Genomic DNA, 18,582 nt, shown 5'->3' with positions numbered 1-18,582 from the left:
CATCAAATTGTATCGTGGATAAGCGCAACGGACTGGACGGGGCGGCCTACCGTCACTAGGACGGCCCCGCTTTGCGCGTGGTGGTCCCATGCGCTCCACTATCGAAAAGGGTTGGTTTGTGGCCAATGTGACCGTGATCGGCGCCCAATGGGGCGATGAGGGCAAGGGCAAGATCGTCGATTGGCTCGCAGAACGGGCCGATGCCGTGATCCGCTTTCAGGGCGGCCATAATGCAGGGCATACGCTTGTCATCGGAGAGAAGGTGTTCAAGCTTTCGCTGCTGCCTTCGGGCATCGTGCGCGGAACCTTCAGCGTCATCGGCAATGGCGTGGTACTCGATCCCTGGGCGCTGCGCGACGAGGTCGAGAAGCTGCGCGGCCAGGGCGTGGAGATCACCCCGGACAATCTGGCGATCGCCGACAACTGCCCGCTGATCCTGCCGTTCCACCGCGATCTCGACGCCCTGCGTGAAGACGCCAGCGGCCAGGGCAAGATCGGTACCACCCGGCGCGGTATCGGCCCGGCCTATGAAGACAAGGTCGGTCGCCGCGCCATTCGCGTGTGCGATCTGGCGCATCTGGATGCGCTCGACCCGCAGCTCGACCGGCTGTGCGCGCATCATGACGCATTGCGCGCCGGTTTTGGCGAACCGCCGATCGACCGCGCCAAGCTGGTTGCAGAACTTGCCGAAATCGCGCCTTTCGTGCTCGAATTCGCCCAGCCGGTGTGGAAGCGGCTTGGGGAAATCCGCCGCGCTGGTGCGCGCATGCTGTTCGAAGGCGCGCAGGGCGTGCTGCTCGATGTCGATCACGGCACATATCCCTTCGTCACCTCGTCGAACACGATCACCGGATCGGCGTCGGGCGGCAGTGGCCTCGGCCCGCAGGCGAGCGGCTTCGTGCTCGGCATCGTCAAGGCCTATACCACGCGTGTGGGATCGGGACCGTTTCCGACGGAGCTCGAAGATGAAATCGGCCAGCGGCTGGGCGAACGCGGCCATGAATTTGGCACTGTCACCGGTCGCAAGCGTCGCTGTGGCTGGTTCGATGCGACGTTGGTGCGGCAAAGCTGCGCTGTCGCAGGCGTTACCGGGATTGCGCTGACCAAGCTCGACGTGCTCGATGGTTTCGACAAGCTGAAAATCTGTACCGGCTATCGTCTCAACGGCAAGGTGCTCGACTATTTCCCGGCGCATGCCGGCGATCAGGCCAACGTCCAGCCGATCTACGAGGAAATGGATGGCTGGCATGAATCGACCGCAGGCGCGCGCAGCTGGGTTGACCTTCCCGCACAGGCCATCAAGTATATCAAGCGGGTTGAGGAACTGATCCAGTGTCCCGTGGCGCTGGTGTCCACATCACCCGAGCGGGACGACACCATTCTGGTTCGCGATCCATTCGCGGATTGAGATTGCCGGGGGGCTGAAACAGAATGTCGGAAGACACAGGCAGTCGCCTGGATCAATGGCTGGCACCGCATGGCGATGCCCTGCCGATCCATGCGGACACTTCCGACACTGCTGCACTGGTTTCCGCTGCGGGCTGGGATGTGTCTGCCGAGGGTTTCGATCACATCGGCCGTGCCGCCATCATGGTCCTGGATTGGCGTGATGGCGTGCCTGCGGGCATACCGATCGACCGTCTCGCCCAGGATTGCGGCCTGCTTGTCCTTGTCGAACTCGATGCGGTCGATCAGGCCGATGCCACGCTCGCCGGACGCGAAGTCCGCCTAGTGGTGGGGGCGAACCCTGCCTTGATCGCAACGGAACTGCACGATCTGGTCGTGCATCTGCGCACGCGTCAGGCATCGGATTCCAGTCGTGACGAGCGGGCCCGACTTGCGGCGCTGGCGCGCGAACTGGCGCAGCTGGCCGAGCGGCTGGGGACAATCTCCGATGAACAGAACTCCGGATCGGGCCAGGGACTTGCCGATCATGGACTGGATTACCACGCTGAACCTGCTGCCGACCTCAGGCGCGCAAAGCCTCCTGCGGCTCGGCTGATACGTCAATTGATCGCCATGCGGCGGATGCGCGATCGCTTCTTCAGCTCCGAACTGTTTGCCGACCCGGCCTGGGATATCCTGCTGGATCTCACCGCGTCCCGCCTTGAGCGCAAGTCGGTAGCGGTATCCAGCCTGTGTATCGCTGCAGCGGTTCCGCCGACCACGGCGCTGCGCTGGATCCGGATGATGACGGATCAGGGTCTGCTCGAGCGGCGCGCCGATACAAAGGATGCAAGGCGGATGTTCATCGATCTGTCCGATGTCGCTTTCCGTAACGTCTGCGGCTGGTTCGCTCTGGTGGAAGCGCGCGGCGGCATGGCAGGGTGAGAGCCGCCATGCTTGCCATCTTGGCAGAGCCGACCATTCTGCCTAACTTCATGGCATGAGCAGTCCGTTCACCGAACTGAACGACCGTGCACGCGATGTCTTCCGCATCGTCGTCGAAAGCTATCTTGAAACCGGCATGCCGGTCGGATCGCGCACGATCTCCAAGACGTCGACGGTCAATCTTTCGCCCGCCTCGATCCGCAACGTGATGCAGGATCTCGAGGAACTAGGCCTGCTGGCCGCGCCGCACACAAGCGCCGGGCGCATGCCGACGGAGCAGGGCCTGCGGTTGTTCGTCGATGGCATGATGCAGGTAGCCGAACCTTCTGCCGAAGAGCGCGCAGCGATCGAGAAGCAGCTCGATGGCACGGGTCCGATCGAGGCTGCTCTGGCCGCCACGACGCAGGCGCTTTCGGGCCTTTCCGCATGTGCCGGAATCGTGATGGTGCCGCGTCGTGAGCCGGTGCTCCGCCAGATGAATTTCGTTCGGTTATCTGACAGTCAGGTGTTGGCGGTTCTGGTTGGGCATGATGGCAGCATCGACAATCGCGTGCTGGAAATGGACCGGCGGGTTACCGAATCGATGCTGGTTCAGGCCGGCAATTTCATCACGGCACGCCTGGCCGGACGCAGCCTCAGCCAGGCGGTCGCGGTCCTTGATGCAGAGATCGGCATGGAAAGGGCAGCGCTCGATTCCGCCAGCTCCGATCTGGTGCGGCGGGGTCTGGCCATATGGTCGCGTGACGGATCGGATCGTCCGGTGCTGATCGTCCGCGGCCAGGCCAATTTGCTCGATAATGAGGCCGCAGCCGATCTGGAGCGCGTACGGCGATTGCTCGACGAGCTTGAAGCGATGCAGGAGATTGCCCATCTTCTCGACAGCGCTCGCGAGGCTGGATCGGCCCGTATCTTCATCGGAGCGGAAAACAAATTGTTTTCGCTTTCGGGGTCATCCGTGATAGCGGCGCCCTATCGTGATGGCGAAGGCCGTGTTGTGGGGGTTGTGGGCGTTATCGGCCCGACCCGTCTCAATTACGCGCGGATCGTGCCGATGGTCGATTTCACCGCGCAGAGCCTGACCCGATTGTTGAAATGAGCAGGAACACCGTGATTCAGGACGAAACAGTGACCCAGAACGACCCCAGCAAGCCCGCCGATCTCGACGCCGAAGCGGCTGCCGAACTCGAGGGTGTGCCGGACAGCCTGAAGGAGCCGGGCGAGGGCCAGGCGGCGCTCGAAGAACGCATCGCCACGCTCGAGGCCCAGCTCGCCGAGGCCAAGCAGGACGTGCTCTATGCCCGCGCTGACACGCAGAACGTGCGCCGTCGTCTGGAAAAGGACGCTCAGGATGCCCGTGCCTATGCCGCCACCGGGTTCGCACGCGACATCCTCTCGGTCTCCGACAATCTTACCCGCGCGCTGCAGGCGATCCCAGAGGATGCCCGCAATGACGAGGCGTGGAAGGGGCTGGTGGTCGGCCTCGAAGCTACGGGCCGCGAGCTTGAAAGCGTTTTCGGCAAGCACGGCATCTCGCGCATCGCCGCGATCGGCTTGCCGCTGGATCCCAACCAGCATCAGGCGATGATCGAATTGCCCAGCGACGAGGCGGAACCCGGCACCGTGGTGCAGGAGCTTCAGGCCGGTTACATGATCAAGGACCGTCTGCTGCGCCCGGCGCTGGTCGCGGTCGCCAAGAAGCCCGATTGATCTGCTCTTACAGCTAACTCCACGTCATTCCCGCGAAAGCGGGAATCCCGCTTCTCAGCCGGGATCGTGAAGCTAGCGGGACCCCCGCTTTTGCGGGGGTGACGATGGAGGATAATAAGTCCGCTACACCGGAAACGGCACGATCTGGCGATAGGTCTCTATCGATGGCGCGCCCGGAACCTTGACTCCCTGGCGCAGCATGAACGCGTGGCGCACCAGCTCGGCCTGCTGCTCGATGCCGTATTTGCCGAAGCGCTGTCCCGGCTTGATCGCGTAATCATATCGGCAGAACGGGTGGCGCTTCAGCGGCAGGAAAATGCCCTGCTGATATTGCCAGACATGCACCATTTCGTGGATGAACAAGCCCTGGCGTGACAGGCTGGCGCAGCTAAAATCGTCGCAATAGGCCGCCCCGGCGGGGTGGAAATGGATGTGCCCCATCGGCGCCATGACCGTGCGCTTTGGCTGGAAGAAAATCCATTTCTTCAGCCGGATGCGCACCCTGTCATAAGCGATGGCATCGCCGAAGACCGAACGAGAGAGATCGATCTCGGCTTGTGTGAGTGGCCGGTCGATCAGCGGTGGTGCCATTAGTGGTGCGCCATGCCGTCTTCTGGCTTCATTTCCTTCAATGCGGCGTCGACTGAGATTTTCTCGCCGTTGGAGAAGGAGAAGACAAACTCCGCCTTGCCCGCCTTGCGCGAGGCATTGTCGAATCCCCAGACCATCACATGCTTGCCGCCCGGCTCGAACGCGACCTTGCCGCGCGTCGGTACCGCGACGGCGGTGATTGGCTTCATCATCGACATGCCGTTTTCCTCGACCGTCTCGTGCATTTCCAGCCGCAGGATGTTGGGAGAGGTGATCGAGCGCAGCACGGTGTCGCTCGGCCCACCCTTTATGGTGAAATACAGAACCGAAGGACTGCCTTCGACGGGCGAAAGCTTCACATAGGCCTTTTCGACCAGCAATTGGGCAGGCGGCTGGCACGCAGCGAGCAGCGTCATCGCAAGCCCTGCGATCATCAGCGTCAGTGTACGCAGCATCGGTGATTTCTCCCTCGTCATCCTGTGCCGGATCGGGCCGGTTCAGCCCGGTGCGTGATGTAGATACTGCGATGCCTTGTGCCAAGCGAAAGCAACCCTATATCCGCCGACGGGGACGGAATTGCCGGATGCTTGGGGGCATGACGGCGGTTCGTATTCTTTCATCTGCATATCGAAAGTTACGTGGGAAAAGCATTATGGCAAAAGTAATCGGTATCGACCTTGGCACCACCAACAGCTGCGTGTCGGTGATGGATGGCGACAAGCCCAAGGTGATCGAAAACGCCGAAGGCGCGCGCACGACGCCGTCGATCGTCGCCTTCACCAAGGATGGCGAGCGTCTCGTCGGTCAGCCGGCCAAGCGCCAGGCAGTTACCAACCCTGAAAACACCGTGTTCGCAGTCAAGCGTCTGATCGGCCGTCGTTTCGACGATCCGCTGACCAAGAAGGACATGGAGCTGGTGCCCTATAACATCGTCAAGGGCGGCAACGGCGACGCCTGGGTGCAGGCGGGCGGCAAGGACTATTCGCCTTCGGAAATCAGCGCGTTCACGCTGCAGAAGATGAAGGAAACGGCTGAAAGCTATCTGGGCGAAACCGTGACCCAGGCAGTCATCACCGTGCCGGCCTATTTCAACGACGCCCAGCGTCAGGCCACCAAGGACGCGGGCAAGATCGCCGGCCTCGAAGTGCTGCGCATCATCAATGAACCGACCGCTGCGGCGCTCGCCTACGGCCTCGACAAGAACGACGGCAAGACCATCGCGGTCTATGACCTTGGCGGCGGCACGTTCGACATCTCGATCCTCGAGATCGGCGATGGCGTGTTCGAGGTGAAGGCGACCAATGGCGACACCTTCCTGGGCGGCGAGGACTTCGACTCCAAGCTGGTCGAGTTCCTGGCCGATGAGTTCAGGAAGGCCGAAGGCATTGACCTCACCAAGGACAAGCTGGCCCTCCAGCGTCTGAAGGAAGCGGCTGAAAAGGCGAAGATCGAGCTTAGCTCGGCGCAGACGACCGAGGTCAACCTGCCCTTCATCACCGCCGACCAGAACGGTCCCAAGCATCTGGTGAAGACCATCAGTCGCGCCGACCTCGAAAAGCTGGTCGCCGATCTGATCAAGCGCACGCTCGATCCGTGCAAGAAGGCGCTCGAAGATGCCGGCCTCAAGGCGGCCGATATCGACGACGTCGTGCTCGTCGGCGGCATGACCCGCATGCCGCGAGTGCGCGAAGTGGTGAAGGAATTTTTCGGCAAGGAACCGCATACCGGCGTGAACCCCGACGAAGTCGTCGCCATGGGCGCGGCGATCCAGGCGGGTGTGCTGCAGGGCGACGTCAAGGACGTGCTGCTGCTCGACGTGACCCCGCTGTCGCTGGGCATCGAGACGCTGGGCGGCGTGTTCACCCGCATGATCGACCGCAACACCACGATCCCGACCAAGAAGTCGCAGACCTATTCGACCGCTGACGACAACCAGCAGGCCGTGACGATCCGCGTCTTCCAGGGCGAGCGCGAAATGGCGGCGGACAACAAGCTGCTGGGTCAGTTCGACCTGGTCGGCATTCCGCCGGCACCGCGCGGCGTGCCGCAGATCGAGGTGACGTTCGACATCGACGCCAACGGCATCGTCAACGTTTCGGCCAAGGACAAGGGTACCGGCAAGGAACAGCAGATTCGCATCCAGGCATCGGGCGGTCTCAGCGATGCTGACATCGATCAGATGGTCAAGGATGCCGAGCGCTTTGCCGAGGAAGACAAGAAGCGCCGCGAAACCGCCGAGGCGAAGAACAACGCCGAAAGCCTGCTGCACAGCACCGAAAAGCAGCTCGAAGAGCATGGCGACAAGGTGGACGCTGCAGTCAAGGGCGAGATCGAGACCGCCATTGCCGAGCTGAAGACTGCGGTCGAGGGCGGCGAGGCCGAGGCGATGAAGTCGAAGACCGAAGCGCTCGCGCAGGCCGCGATGAAGCTGGGTCAGGCGATCTACGAGAAGGAGCAGGCGGCCGCGGCTTCTCCGGCGGCTGATGCTGCCCCGGCTGAGGACAATGTCGTCGACGCCGAGTTCTCGGAAGTTGACGGCGACGCGAAAAACTGATTGCCGGATTGATGTTCGACAGTCCGGCCGGGCGGGACTGCGGGGCAGGGGTGGCCAATGCCATCCCAGCGCCGCGATCCCGCCCGGTCGCTGCATGATGAATCGCGACCCATGACCATGACCACAGCCAAAGATTATTACGAGCGCCTTGGCGTCTCGCGCAATGCGGACGATGCCGCGCTCAAATCCGCCTATCGCAAATTGGCGATGCAATGGCACCCGGACCGCAACCCTGGAGATGCTGAGGCGGAAGCAAAGTTCAAGGCGATCAGCCAGGCTTATGACACTCTGAAGGACCCGCAGAAGCGCGCGGCCTATGACCGTTATGGGCATGAGGCTTATGAAAGCGGAATGTCCGGCGGCGGTGGCGGTCATGGGGCTGCGGGCGGCTTTTCCGATCTCGGCGATATTTTCGACACGATCTTCGGCGGCGGTTTCGGCGGCGCCGGCGGACGGCGTGGACCCGTTCGCGGTGCGGATCTGCGCTACGACATGGAGATCACGCTCGAAGAGGCCTATCACGGCAAATCAAGCGAGATCACCATCGACGTGGCAGCGACCTGCGATACCTGCGACGGTTCGGGCGCAGAGCCTGGTACCAAGGTACGCACCTGCAACCTGTGCGGTGGCAGCGGCAAGATGCGTGCGCAGCAGGGCTTCTTCGTCGTGGAGCGCACCTGCCCCAACTGTCACGGCAGCGGCCAGGTGATCGAGAACCCATGCCGCACCTGTCGCGGCGAGGGCCGAGTCGACAAGCAGCAGACGCTGTCGGTCGATATTCCGCCCGGGGTCGACAATGGCACGCGAATCCGTCTGTCGGGCAAGGGGGAAGCTGGTCCCAAGGGCTCGCCTCCGGGAGACCTGTACATCTTCATTCATGTCGCACGGCACCGCATTTTCGAACGCGACGGCACGACGCTGATCACGCGCTGCCCGATCAGCATCACGACGGCGGCTCTCGGCGGCGAACTGGAAATCCCCGGCCTCGACGGCAAGCGCCACCGGATCAACATTCCTGCAGGCATCCAGTCGGGCAAGCAGCTGCGTCAGCGCGGTGCGGGCATGCCGGTGCTGCAGGGTCGCGGAACGGGCGACATGGTCATTCAGATCGATGTCGAAACGCCAACCAGGCTCAGCGCCCGGCAGAAGGAACTGCTGCGCGAGTTCCAGGCCACCGAAACTGGTCAGGAAAGCCCGGAAAGCACGGGCTTTTTCGCCAAGCTGAAGGAAATGTGGGACGGGATCGGTGAATAAGGCAGGATCATCGCTCCCGCCTCACTGATCAGATATCCTCGGCGAGCCGCCCGTAGAGCTGCGGGCGGCGATCGCGGAAAAAGCCCATGCCCGCCCGGTGCTTGCGCGCCTGGGCAAGATCAAGTGTCGCGACCAGCACGCCGGTTTCGTCAGCGCCATATTCCAGGATCAGGTCACCCCATTCGTTGGTGATGAAGCTGTGGCCGTAAAAGCTCTGATTTCCCTCGGTGCCGATGCGGTTGCTGGCAATCACCGGCATGCAGTTCGATACCGAATGCCCCTGCATCGCGCGACGCCACATGCGGCTGGTGTCGAGGTCCGCGTCATAGGGTTCCGATCCGATCGCGGTCGGATAGAAGAGCAGCTCCGCCCCCATCAGCGCCATCGCGCGCGCACATTCCGGATACCATTGATCCCAGCAGATGCCGACGCCGATCCGCGTGCCGCACACCTCCCAGACCTTGAAGCCGGTATTGCCGGGACGGAAATAGTATTTTTCCTCATAACCCGGGCCATCAGGAATATGGCTTTTGCGGTAGACGCCCATGATCTCGCCATCGGTGTCGATCATTGCCAGCGAGTTGTAGTGATGCGGCCCATCGCGTTCGAAAAAGCTGGTCGGGATGGCAACCTTGAGCTGCTTTGCCAGCTTCGCCATCGCGCGCACGACAGGGTGTTCGGCGGTCGGGTGCGCGGTCGCGAACAGCGCTTCGTCCTCGACCTGGCAGAAATAGGGTCCTTCGAACAGTTCGGGCGGCAGGATGATATCGGCGCCCTTGTCCGCTGCATGGGCTACCAGATCGCTCACCGCTTTGATATTTTCAGCCACGCCGCCACCCAGCGGCAGTTGCAGAGCGGCAACGGTGATGTCGGTCATAGCGAAACGTTGATCCCAATGCGGGGCAGGAGTGCAATCATGCCCAGATACAGAATGATGGTGAGGCCGCAGCCTGCGCTCAATGATAGCCAGAAGCTCACGCCTGAACGGAGCATCCACGGAATGAGCAGGAACATGGGCAGTGTCGGCAGGAAATACCAGAAGGCAGCAGAGACATAATTGGCTACGACCTCGCGGTCGCCGGTGTCATTCCAAAGCCAGATCATGCCCAGCGTAGAGACCAGCGGGATCGAGGCGATGAGGCCGCCCAGACCGGGACTACGGCGGGCAACGATGGCAATGATCGCGACCAGTATACCCGATATCACCGCCCGCAGCACCAACGCGCCCATACATGCCCCCCGGCGTCAAATCGCCGCCGACAGCCCGCAAGCTGACGGCGGCGTGCGCATCACTTCTTGCGGAACAGCAGGGTCATGCGGTCGGATTCGCCGATCCCGGCATATTTGGCCTTGTCCTGGTCCTTCAGCGCGTAATTGGGCGGCAGCGTCCAGACGCCATCGGGATAGTCGGCCGTGTCCTTGGGATTGGCGTTGATCTCGCTCTTGCCGACCAGTTCGAAGCCGTGCTTTTCGAACATCGCGATGACATCGGCCTCCTTGAGATATCCCTTCGAGCCATCGGTATAGCTGGCGGGCGCATCGGCCTTGGCGCGGTGCTGTTCAATGCCGATCATGCCACCGGGCTTCAGCATCTTGTGCATGGCGTCGAGCTCGCTGCCCAGGATGCCCCAGCGGTTCATGTTGTGCAGCATGCGCAGGATGAGGATGCGGTCGACCTTGCCGTTGAGTTCGGCGGGTACGGCATTGGTGACATAGGCGTGGATCTTGTCCGGTGCGATGCCCGTCGCCTTGGTTGCGCGTTCGGGAAAGCTGGTCGGATAGGCCGCCATTGCTGCCTTGCGCTGTTCGTTGAACGACGCAGCGGTCGGAGAGACGCCGAGCGCAACATATTTGCCATTGGTCGAAGTCAGCGGCGCGAGGATCTTGGTGTACCAGCCTGCATCCGCCGCATATTCGGCAACGACCATGTTCGGACCGACCTGGAAAAATTCGAGCGTTTCCTTCGGATGCCGATACTTGTCGCGAGCCTTGTCCTCGCCGCGAAGATCGGCGGCTACGGCAGCATCGATGGCCGAGGAAGCGCTGGCGGTCTCGGCGGCTATAGCGGGGGCAGCGACCATCAGGGGCAGGGCGGTGCCTGCAATCAGGGCAGACAGGATCATTGAGCGCATCGGGGGCAATCCTCTTTGTGGTTGTTGCTGGGGAATACAGGACGGATCCTGGCACAGGCTATACCCGGCAGGGCCCGCCTGATCAATCGAGCAGCGGCATTTGCTGGCTGGCGCAGTGGAAGCTGCCACCCCCCGCCAGCACGGCATCCGCGCGCAGACCGATAGTACGGCGATCGGGGAAACATGCACCGATTGCCTCGACCGCCGGACCATCGGATGCCGTGCCATAGGTCGGCACCACGACGAGGTGGCTGGTAATCGCGAAATTCATATGGCTGGCCGGCTGCACCTTGACCTCGCCCTCGGCATCGACGCGCTCGACCAGACCGGGCGAGGGGATCGGCACCACCTTCAGGCCGAAGGCCTCCGCCCGGTGCTTTGCATTGGCATAGATCGCCGCATTGGGATCATTATGGCCGCTCGGCACCGGCAATGCCAACGTCCCCGGCGCCACGAACCGCGCCAGATTGTCGACATGCCCGTCGGTATGATCGTTGATCAGGCCATCGCCAAGCCAGAGCAGCCGCTCGATTCCAAGGTCGCGTCGCAGCCGCGCCTCGATCTCTTCGCGCGTCAGATGCGGGTTGCGATTGGGATTGAGCAGGCACTGCTCGGTGGTGACGCCGAGCCCGGTGCCATCGACATCGATCGCACCGCCCTCCAGCACCCAGTCCGCTTCTGCACTTGCCAGCCCCGCTTCCGCAGCCAGCAGCCCACCGATCTGCGTATCGCCGGGCATCACGTATTTTCCACCCCAGCCATTGAAACCGAAACGTTGCGCGAACCCCTTGCGCTCCGCGTCGCGGACCACCAGCGGTCCGGTGTCGCGCAGCCAGATATCGCCATAGGGGTGAACGCAGATGGTCACCGCATCACCCGCCAGGTCGCGCGCCAGAGCGGCATGCGCCTCGTCGGGCACGACCAGCCGCGCTTCCTGTCCGCTTTCCGACACGGCACGGGCGAATGCGGCGATTTCGGCCTGGGCGGCGGCGAGGAACCCGTTCCACTCATCAGCGAGATGCGGAAAGCCGATCCATATCCAGCGTTGCGGTGTCCATTCGGGCGGCATCATCTGCTTTGCCATGGCGAGTTACTTGCCTTCCCGGCTCTTGTCGCGGATGGCGCGGAACTCGTCACCCTCGACCCAGTTCGGCCAGGCGGTGGACATCGCAAGGCTGCGGCCGATGCTGTAATAGAGCGAAAGATCCTGCATGACGCCCGACCAGTTCCAGTCGGGATTATATTCGTCCTTGGGGCCATGATAGCGGTTGACGGTATAGTCCTTGGCCGCAGCCTCGCCGGCCGCCTTGCCACCCTCGAGCAGATCGTCGCCACCATCGATATACAGCATCGGCACACCCTGCTTGGCGAGGCTGAAATGATCGGAGCGGTAATAATAGCCATTTTGCGGCATCGAATCCGGTTGCGCCACGCGGCCGACCGACTTCAGCGCGGCATCGAGATAATCGTCGAGCTCCGACTTGCCCTGGCCGACCACGGTGACGTTGCGCGAAGGACCCGCCATCAGAAATGCGTCCATGTTGATGCCGCCTACGGTCTGAGCCAGCGGATAGATGGGGTTCTCGCCATAATAGGACGAACCGAGCAATCCTGATTCCTCAGCCGTCACCGCAAGGAACACGACGCTGCGATCGGGCGCCCCGGCCTTGCTGAACGCTTCGGCAAGCGCCACCAAAGCTGCCGTTCCCGTGGCATTATCGACCGCGCCGTTGCAGATGTCGTCGCCGTCATCGGCGGGCTTGCAGCGGCCCAGATGATCCCAGTGCGCGGTGTAGAGCACATATTCGTCAGGCCGCTTGGCCCCGGGCAAAATGCCTATGATGTTGTTGGACATCGTGGTGTCGATGGCATTGGCGAAAGACACCGACGCCTTCACGCCAAGCGGCACGGGCTTGAAGCCCTTGCGCTTGGCCGCCGCGCTCAGCGCCGCCAGGTCCTGCCCCGCGCTGGCGAGCAGTTTTTCTGCCGCTTCTTTCTGGATCCAGCCATTGGCGCGGGTTTCGCTCGCGCCCTTGTCGGCGCTCTGCGCAAAGAATTGCGGGCCGGTCCAGCTCGATTCCACCACGCCCCAGCCATAGGCGGCGGGCACCGTATCGTGCACGATCAGCGCAGCGGCAGCGCCCTGGCGTGCGGCTTCCTCGTACTTGTAGGTCCAGCGACCGTAATAGGTCATGGCCTTGCCGCCGAAATCGCCGTTCAGGTCGGGGCTGTCATAGTCGGGATCGTTGACCAGGATGATGACCGTCTTGCCCTTCACATCGAGCCCGGCATAGTCGTTCCAGCCCTTTTCGGGTGCGTTGATGCCATAGCCGACGAACACCACGTCGCTGTTCGCAATGTCGATGGTCGGCGCCTCGCGATAGGTGCCGATCACCATGTCCTGGCCATATTCGAAGCTGAGCGGCGTCTTGCCGCCTGAAATCGTCAACGCGCTGATCTTGCCCGCCTCGATGCTGACCAGCGGCACTTTCTGCAGCCAGTTTTGCCCATTGCCCGGCTTGAGACCTGCCCGGGCGAACCGCTCGGTCAGCAACGCGATGGTCTTCTGCTCGCCGACGCTGCCAGGCGCTCTGCCCTCGAACTCGTCCGAGGAGAGCATCCGGGTCACCTCTTTCATCGTATCTTCAGAGATTGGCGGGGGGGAAGCTGCGGAACTATCGGACGAGTTGGCCGGTTGGGCAGCCAATGGGCTTGCTGCGAGTATAGCCAGCGGAGCGCTTGCGATTTTGAAAAGGGTCTTGAGGTACATGGTCGCTCTTTCCGCCAGGGACAGGGATGGGCAAGGGCAATCCCCCTGCTGCGGCGGTGTTTGCCACCGGCCGGTCATGCAGGCAAGTCATCCCAACGTCGAAGCGTCGACGCATGCTTGTGATATGCAACGAATTTCCGTATCCCGACGTTTCGGGTTAACATGTGTTAGTGACAGGTCCGCGACTGCATCGTCGGGGGAGGGCCTGTCTTTTTTCCGATGGGTGAAAGTCAGGCCTCTCCACTATGGCGTTTGATAGCACTGCAGACGCCGCGTCAGAGGGTGGTCCGCCGCTGGATGATGATGCCTTCAAGGCGCAGCTCGCGTCGCTGATCCCGCATCTTCGTGCTTATGGTCGCTCGCTCAGCGGCAATCGCGATGTCGCGGATGATCTGGTGCAGGATACCATGCTGAAGGCCTGGGCCGCACGCGGCCGGTTTGCGGCAGGGACCAACATGCGGGCCTGGACCTTCATCATCCTGCGCAACTCGTTCCTCTCGCAACGGCGGCGCGCCCGATTTACCACCGAGTGGGACGATGTCGTTGCCGATCGCATCCTGTCGATGCCGGCAGGCCAGGGTGATCAGCTGCACCTTGCCGATGTGCAGCGGGCACTGATGCAGTTGCCGGAGAGCCAGCGCGAAGCCCTGATCCTCGTCGGCGCAGGCGGCTTTTCCTATGAGGAAGCGGCGGACATCTGCGGCGTGGCCCTGGGCACCATCAAGAGTCGCGTCGCGCGCGGGCGCGCGGCCCTGCTGGCCTTGATCGAGGATACGACCGCGAGCGAGGGCCGAGCCGAACGGACGACCGATCCTATGGCGGCGATCATGGCCGATGTCGATCGGGTCAGCGGCGGGCTGATCGGGCGACCCGAAGCCGACGACTGATCGCCATCGTGCGGGCGATTGCCTGGCGTCTTCGCACGGGCTAGCACCTCCGCCATGATCCAGCCAACGGACCTTTCCGACGCTCAGGCCCGCGCCGAACGCCATGCACCCTTTCTGGCCTCTGCCATGGAACGCAATCCCGATCTGGTCGGGGTCCTGAGGACGCACGGTCTTTCGGCTGCGCGCGCCCGGATCGAACAGCTTTATGCGGCAATGCCCGCAGCTGAGGGGTTGCGCCGACGGAAGAATGCGCTGGCGATGGTCCTTGCTCTTGCAGATCTTGCGGAAATGATCTCGGTCGATCAGGTGACCCGCGCCCTGTCTGACTTTGCGGACCAGGCGCTCGACCTTGCGCTGGCAGACGTGATCGAGCGCCGGACGCCGGGCGCCGAGCCAAGCGGATTCGCAGTGATCGCGCTGGGCAAGCATGGTGGCCAGGAGCTCAACTACTCGTCCGACATCGATCCGATCTTCATCTACGATCCGGCGACGCTGCCTCGCCGTCCGCGCGAGGAGGCAGCCGATGCTGCACAGCGTATTGCGCGGCAACTCATTGATATCATGAGCCAGAGAGATGGTAACGGCTATGTTTTCCGGATGGATCTGCGGCTGCGCCCCGCAGCGGAGGTCACGCCTCTGGCCATACCGGTTGATGCTGCCCTGTCGCATTATGAATCGCAGGCCCTGACCTGGGAGCAGGCAGCCTTCATCCGCGCCCGCGCAGCAGCGGGGGACCGCAGCCTCGGCCAGTATTTCATGGACTCGCTCCGGCCATTCATCTGGCGCCGATCGCTTGATTTCGGCACTATTGACGAGATTGCTGCGCTGACCCGCCAGATCCGGGACCATTACAACAAGGGCCAGGTGCTCGGCCCTGGCTTCGATCTCAAACGAGGACGGGGTGGCATCCGAGAAGTCGAATTCTTCACCCAGGCGCATCAGCTGATTCATGGCGGGCGCAACGCTGCGCTTCGGGTCCGTTCGACGGTGGACGCACTGGCTGCACTGGCGGCAGAGGGGATCATTCCTGCTGAGGAGGCGAGTCTGCTGGCAGGGCATTATCGCACGCTGCGTACCTTTGAACACCGGCTGCAGATGGTCGAGGATCAGCAGACGCACAGCCTCCCGGGCGATCCCGGCGCTCTGGACAATGTCGCCCGGTTGCATGGACTGGACGATGGCCGCGCCATGATTGCGGCGCTGGAGCCGGTCACCCGCGATGTCGCCGCCATCTATGACGGGCTGATCGCCTCTCAGCGGGGCCAGGCGGACGAGGCCGTCGTCCCGCTGAGCAATGATCCCGAGTTGCTGGCCGAGGCTCTGGCGCAGGCAGGGTTCGATCACCCGTCAGCGCTGGCGGACCGGGTGCAGGGCTGGCGGGGCGGGGCGGTGCGCTCGCTGCGCACTGCGGCTGGGCGCAAGGCGTTCGAGGAAGTGCTGCCTGCATTGCTGGCGGCCTTTGCCGATGCACCCGATCAGGCCGGCGCCCTGAACCGTTTCGACGATCTGCTTCGGCAGCTGCCCAGTACGGTCAACATCTTCCGCCTCCTTCAAGCGCGCCCGGCGCTGATGCAAACCCTGGTCGACATATTGAGCCACGCTCCGCCGCTTGCAGAATCCCTGGCGCGCAGGGGCGATCTGCTCGATGGGCTGATCGATGCGAGCGCCTACGATCTTGTCGGCAGCGTGGAGGAAATTGGCGAGTATCTCTCGCGCGAAGAGCCCGGAGACGATTATCAGCAGCGGCTTGATGCGGCGCGGGTCCGGGTGGGGGACATGCGGTTTGCGCTGGGTGTCCAGCTTATCGAGCGGCGGCATGACCCGATCGCGATCGCGGGCGGCTATGCTCGGGTGGCCGAAGCGGCAATCCGGCGACTGGCCGATTGCGCGGTGCAGGAATTCACGGCGGTGCATGGCGTGATACCGGGTAGCGAGCCGGTCATTCTGGCGCTGGGCAGGCTGGGCGGAGGGGCGCTGACCCATGCCTCCGATCTGGACCTGGTGTTTCTGTTCAGCGGCGATATCGGTGGCGAGTCCGATGGCAGGCGGCCGTTGGGGAGCACGCAATATTACAACCGGCTGGCACAGCGGATCATCGCGGCGCTATCGGTGCCGACTGCAGCGGGGGCGCTGTACGAGGTGGATACACGGCTGAGGCCCAATGGCGCACAAGGATTGCTGTCGGTTTCGTTTGCCAGCTTTGCGCAATATCAGCGCGAACAGGCCTGGACCTGGGAGCATATGGCGCTGTGCCGGGCGAGAGTCGTCTATGGATCGGATCAAAGTCGTTCGCAGCTCGAGAGCCTGATCGCCGAGGTGCTGAATACGCCGCGATCCGCAGATGAAGTTCGCGCTGCCGCGCTGAAGATGCGCACGGACATTGCCAATCACAAAAGGCCTATGGGTCCGCTGGACGTAAAGCTATTGCCCGGCGGTCTGGTCGATCTGGAATTTGTCGTCCACACGCTGCAGCTGACCCACCGGGAAGGGTTTCATCCGGATCTCCGCCAAGCCATCGAGGCGCTGTCGCGTTGCGGACTGCTGGAGACGGAACTGGCACAGGCGCATGATCTCATGACTCGACTACTTGTGTCGCTGCGGTTGATCGCACCCGATTGTGCCGAACCTCCGGCGGCCAGTCAGCGGCTCATCGCGCGAGCATGTGGCCATGAATCCTGGCAGGATTTGCTGGCGGAGGTCGAAAAAGCACGAGCAAGTGTTGAAACTGCCTGGCAACACCTATTTGGAACCCGCACGCCATCCGTGCCCGTCTGAAAGAGAAGGACAGATGATGACCGATATTGGTGACAGCATTCCCGACATTGCCCTGGCCCGGCCCGATGGCAGCAGCGTATCGGCAGCCGATTATGCCGGGAAGGCGTGGGTGCTGTATTTCTACCCCAAGGATGACACCAGCGGCTGCACCAGGGAAGCGCAGGAATTCAGCGCCCAACTGGCAGATTTCGAGGGAGCGGGCGTCTCCGTGCTCGGCGTGTCGAAGGATCCCCCGAAAAAACATCAGAAGTTCATCGAGAAATATGGGCTAACTGTCCCGCTTGCCAGCGATGCCGAAGCCGATGGGCTTGCCGAGGCGATGGGCGTGTGGGTCGAGAAATCGATGTACGGCAAAAAATACATGGGCATGGACCGTTCGACCTTTCTCATCGGCAAGGATGGCAAGGTCGTGCGCATCTGGCGCAAGGTGAAGGTTCCTGGTCATGTCGACGAGGTGCTTGCCGCAGCCCAGGCGCTCTGACGGCCTGAACCCGAATCATCCATCAATTGCCATGGCCCGCCACCCGAAATGGCGGGCCATTTTTGTGTCCATGGCGGAAATTTCCAATCGGTGAGGGCGGTGAAAGGTTAACACCATTGGCCTCAGCACCCTTCCGAGACCCGATTCTTCTGCCTTTCAGGGCGGAAATCGATGCTCAAAACGTCACAATTTGACACGATTAAACGGTTCAACGTGCCAGCCGGACGGTTTAACGCTCCGTCGGCGGTTGCGGGTTGCGGTGCACAATCCTTTCCCTCTACCCATCATCCAACGAAATCGGAGGGAAGGGGTTCCAACGATTTTTGTGTTTTTGTGCCCTGCTTCTCACGAAGCTGCAGGGGACGGGGAGCATCTGCCAGGACCCAATCGTCCGACAGATGACCCAGGAAAAGGTGCAGAATATTCATGGTCGCAACCAGAATTGTCGCAACGGTCCTTACCACCACCACAGCCGGTCTGCTGTGCGCTGCATCACCCGCTTTCGCTGAAGGCAACGCCACCGATGTCGCCGCTGCCGTGCCGCAGGTTTCGACCGAAAGCGCTCTGGGAGCCCAGGATACGGAATTCCGCGCTCTGTTTGCGGACTGGAAATCGCTCGAGAAGCGCGATACCGGCCGCGTCTCCATTCCTTCGCGCAAGCCGGTCGACAGCTTCAAGCTGACCAGCCAGTACGGCTTCCGCGCTGATCCTTTTGCCGGACGCCGCGCTCGTCACAAGGGTGTCGATATGGCAGGCCCGATCGGCACGCCGATCTATGCCACTGCAGACGGCATTGTCGGACGCGCCCAGTGGGTCGGCGGCTACGGCCAATATGTTGAAGTCAATCACGGCGGCGAAATCCAGACGCGCTATGGTCATCTCAGCCAAATCCTGGTTCAGCCTAATCAGCGGGTCACCAAGGGCCAGGTCATTGGCCTGATGGGTTCGACCGGCCGCTCCACTGGCAGCCATCTGCATTATGAAGTGCGCATCGCCGGAAATTCGGTGAATCCGATGCCCTTCATCTCCTCGCGCGATTATCTGCTCGCCATGCAGGACGGCAGCAAGGTGGCCCAGGGCGGCCCCGCCGAATAATCCTT

General features: G+C 62.4%; 17 protein-coding genes. 10 read left to right on the top strand and 7 right to left on the bottom strand.

Annotated elements, in window-relative coordinates:
• Window positions 1-118 precede the first annotated feature (118 nt).
• The 4 genes from C7451_RS08680 to grpE are packed head-to-tail and all read left to right on the top strand — an operon-like array spanning window position 119 to window position 4,038.
• Window positions 119-1,408, top strand: a complete 1,290-nt coding sequence (locus tag C7451_RS08680; protein WP_110298773.1) for an adenylosuccinate synthase — start codon at window positions 119-121, stop codon at window positions 1,406-1,408.
• 23 nt (window positions 1,409-1,431) lie between these two features.
• Window positions 1,432-2,331 (top strand): MarR family winged helix-turn-helix transcriptional regulator, encoded by a 900-nt coding sequence (locus C7451_RS08675; protein WP_110298582.1) that lies wholly within the window; start codon window positions 1,432-1,434, stop codon window positions 2,329-2,331.
• Between the two features lie 55 nt (window positions 2,332-2,386).
• A complete protein-coding gene (gene hrcA, locus C7451_RS08670) occupies window positions 2,387-3,427 on the top strand; it encodes a heat-inducible transcriptional repressor HrcA (protein ID WP_110298581.1) in 1,041 nt (346 codons plus the stop codon).
• A complete protein-coding gene (gene grpE, locus C7451_RS08665; RefSeq protein ID WP_110298580.1) occupies window positions 3,424-4,038 on the top strand; it encodes a nucleotide exchange factor GrpE in 615 nt (204 codons plus the stop codon). The genes hrcA and grpE overlap by 4 nt, the downstream gene beginning before the upstream one ends.
• Before the next feature lie 123 nt (window positions 4,039-4,161).
• Here grpE and C7451_RS08660 read toward each other — a convergent pair whose 3' ends face one another.
• Window positions 4,162-4,629 carry a vgr related protein gene (locus tag C7451_RS08660; protein ID WP_110298579.1) on the bottom strand — a complete coding sequence of 156 codons (468 nt, stop codon included), beginning with the start codon at window positions 4,627-4,629 and terminating at the stop codon, window positions 4,162-4,164.
• Complete coding sequence (locus tag C7451_RS08655; RefSeq protein WP_167398485.1) at window positions 4,629-5,084, bottom strand: copper chaperone PCu(A)C; 456 nt, start codon at window positions 5,082-5,084, stop codon at window positions 4,629-4,631. The genes C7451_RS08660 and C7451_RS08655 overlap by 1 nt, the downstream gene beginning before the upstream one ends.
• A gap of 197 nt (window positions 5,085-5,281) precedes the next feature.
• Between C7451_RS08655 and dnaK the strand changes: the two genes are divergently transcribed.
• Both dnaK and dnaJ read left to right on the top strand, forming a co-directional pair.
• Complete coding sequence (gene dnaK / locus C7451_RS08650; RefSeq protein ID WP_110298577.1) at window positions 5,282-7,183, top strand: molecular chaperone DnaK; 1,902 nt, start codon at window positions 5,282-5,284, stop codon at window positions 7,181-7,183.
• A 117-nt stretch (window positions 7,184-7,300) separates the two neighbouring features.
• Window positions 7,301-8,437: a molecular chaperone DnaJ gene (gene dnaJ / locus C7451_RS08645; RefSeq protein ID WP_110298772.1), complete on the top strand. Its 1,137-nt coding sequence runs from the start codon at window positions 7,301-7,303 to the stop codon at window positions 8,435-8,437.
• A 28-nt stretch (window positions 8,438-8,465) separates the two neighbouring features.
• Here dnaJ and aguB read toward each other — a convergent pair whose 3' ends face one another.
• The 5 genes from aguB to C7451_RS08620 all read right to left on the bottom strand — a co-directional run bounded on the left by aguB (window position 8,466) and on the right by C7451_RS08620 (window position 13,339).
• Complete coding sequence (gene aguB, locus C7451_RS08640; protein WP_110298576.1) at window positions 8,466-9,314, bottom strand: N-carbamoylputrescine amidase; 849 nt, start codon at window positions 9,312-9,314, stop codon at window positions 8,466-8,468.
• Window positions 9,311-9,667 (bottom strand): DUF3147 family protein, encoded by a 357-nt coding sequence (locus C7451_RS08635; protein WP_110298575.1) that lies wholly within the window; start codon window positions 9,665-9,667, stop codon window positions 9,311-9,313. The genes aguB and C7451_RS08635 overlap by 4 nt, the downstream gene beginning before the upstream one ends.
• A 59-nt stretch (window positions 9,668-9,726) precedes the next feature.
• On the bottom strand, window positions 9,727-10,569 hold the full coding sequence (locus C7451_RS08630) for a class I SAM-dependent methyltransferase (RefSeq protein WP_110298574.1): 843 nt from the start codon (window positions 10,567-10,569) through the stop codon (window positions 9,727-9,729).
• Window positions 10,570-10,651: 82 nt separating this feature from the next.
• The gene (locus tag C7451_RS08625) at window positions 10,652-11,653 is read right to left on the bottom strand and encodes an agmatine deiminase family protein (RefSeq protein WP_110298573.1); all 1,002 of its coding nucleotides are present in this window, start codon (window positions 11,651-11,653) and stop codon (window positions 10,652-10,654) included.
• 6 nt (window positions 11,654-11,659) lie between these two features.
• Window positions 11,660-13,339, bottom strand: a complete 1,680-nt coding sequence (locus tag C7451_RS08620; protein WP_110298572.1) for a M28 family metallopeptidase — start codon at window positions 13,337-13,339, stop codon at window positions 11,660-11,662.
• Between the two features lie 245 nt (window positions 13,340-13,584).
• On the opposite strand from C7451_RS08620, the gene C7451_RS08615 reads away from it, so the two are divergent.
• From C7451_RS08615 to C7451_RS08600, 4 genes are all read left to right on the top strand, one after another.
• Window positions 13,585-14,226 carry a sigma-70 family RNA polymerase sigma factor gene (locus C7451_RS08615; RefSeq protein ID WP_208625170.1) on the top strand — a complete coding sequence of 214 codons (642 nt, stop codon included), beginning with the start codon at window positions 13,585-13,587 and terminating at the stop codon, window positions 14,224-14,226.
• A 54-nt stretch (window positions 14,227-14,280) separates the two neighbouring features.
• A complete protein-coding gene (locus C7451_RS08610; protein WP_110298571.1) occupies window positions 14,281-17,001 on the top strand; it encodes a bifunctional [glutamine synthetase] adenylyltransferase/[glutamine synthetase]-adenylyl-L-tyrosine phosphorylase in 2,721 nt (906 codons plus the stop codon).
• A gap of 13 nt (window positions 17,002-17,014) precedes the next feature.
• Entirely contained in the window at window positions 17,015-17,482 is a 468-nt protein-coding gene (locus tag C7451_RS08605; protein ID WP_110298570.1) for a peroxiredoxin, read from the top strand.
• Window positions 17,483-17,908: 426 nt separating this feature from the next.
• Complete coding sequence (locus C7451_RS08600; RefSeq protein ID WP_110298569.1) at window positions 17,909-18,577, top strand: M23 family metallopeptidase; 669 nt, start codon at window positions 17,909-17,911, stop codon at window positions 18,575-18,577.
• The last annotated feature ends 5 nt before the right edge of the window (window positions 18,578-18,582 follow it).

The sequence above is a fragment of the Blastomonas natatoria genome (genome assembly GCF_003201955.1).
Classification (GTDB): domain Bacteria; phylum Pseudomonadota; class Alphaproteobacteria; order Sphingomonadales; family Sphingomonadaceae; genus Blastomonas; species Blastomonas natatoria.
Note: the sequence above shows the minus strand (reverse complement) of the source record. Positions and strands in the feature narration are given on the sequence as shown.

Coding starts and splice junctions, on each gene's coding strand:
- C7451_RS08675 (WP_110298582.1), top strand. CDS start 1,432: ATGTCGGAAGACACAGGCAGTCGCCTGGATCAATGGCTGGCACCGCAT.
- hrcA (WP_110298581.1), top strand. CDS start 2,387: ATGAGCAGTCCGTTCACCGAACTGAACGACCGTGCACGCGATGTCTTC.
- grpE (WP_110298580.1), top strand. CDS start 3,424: ATGAGCAGGAACACCGTGATTCAGGACGAAACAGTGACCCAGAACGAC.
- C7451_RS08660 (WP_110298579.1), bottom strand. CDS start 4,629: ATGGCACCACCGCTGATCGACCGGCCACTCACACAAGCCGAGATCGAT.
- C7451_RS08655 (WP_167398485.1), bottom strand. CDS start 5,084: ATGCTGCGTACACTGACGCTGATGATCGCAGGGCTTGCGATGACGCTG.
- dnaK (WP_110298577.1), top strand. CDS start 5,282: ATGGCAAAAGTAATCGGTATCGACCTTGGCACCACCAACAGCTGCGTG.
- dnaJ (WP_110298772.1), top strand. CDS start 7,301: ATGACCACAGCCAAAGATTATTACGAGCGCCTTGGCGTCTCGCGCAAT.
- aguB (WP_110298576.1), bottom strand. CDS start 9,314: ATGACCGACATCACCGTTGCCGCTCTGCAACTGCCGCTGGGTGGCGGC.
- C7451_RS08635 (WP_110298575.1), bottom strand. CDS start 9,667: ATGGGCGCGTTGGTGCTGCGGGCGGTGATATCGGGTATACTGGTCGCG.
- C7451_RS08630 (WP_110298574.1), bottom strand. CDS start 10,569: ATGCGCTCAATGATCCTGTCTGCCCTGATTGCAGGCACCGCCCTGCCC.
- C7451_RS08625 (WP_110298573.1), bottom strand. CDS start 11,653: ATGGCAAAGCAGATGATGCCGCCCGAATGGACACCGCAACGCTGGATA.
- C7451_RS08620 (WP_110298572.1), bottom strand. CDS start 13,339: ATGTACCTCAAGACCCTTTTCAAAATCGCAAGCGCTCCGCTGGCTATA.
- C7451_RS08615 (WP_208625170.1), top strand. CDS start 13,585: ATGGCGTTTGATAGCACTGCAGACGCCGCGTCAGAGGGTGGTCCGCCG.
- C7451_RS08610 (WP_110298571.1), top strand. CDS start 14,281: ATGATCCAGCCAACGGACCTTTCCGACGCTCAGGCCCGCGCCGAACGC.
- C7451_RS08605 (WP_110298570.1), top strand. CDS start 17,015: ATGATGACCGATATTGGTGACAGCATTCCCGACATTGCCCTGGCCCGG.
- C7451_RS08600 (WP_110298569.1), top strand. CDS start 17,909: ATGGTCGCAACCAGAATTGTCGCAACGGTCCTTACCACCACCACAGCC.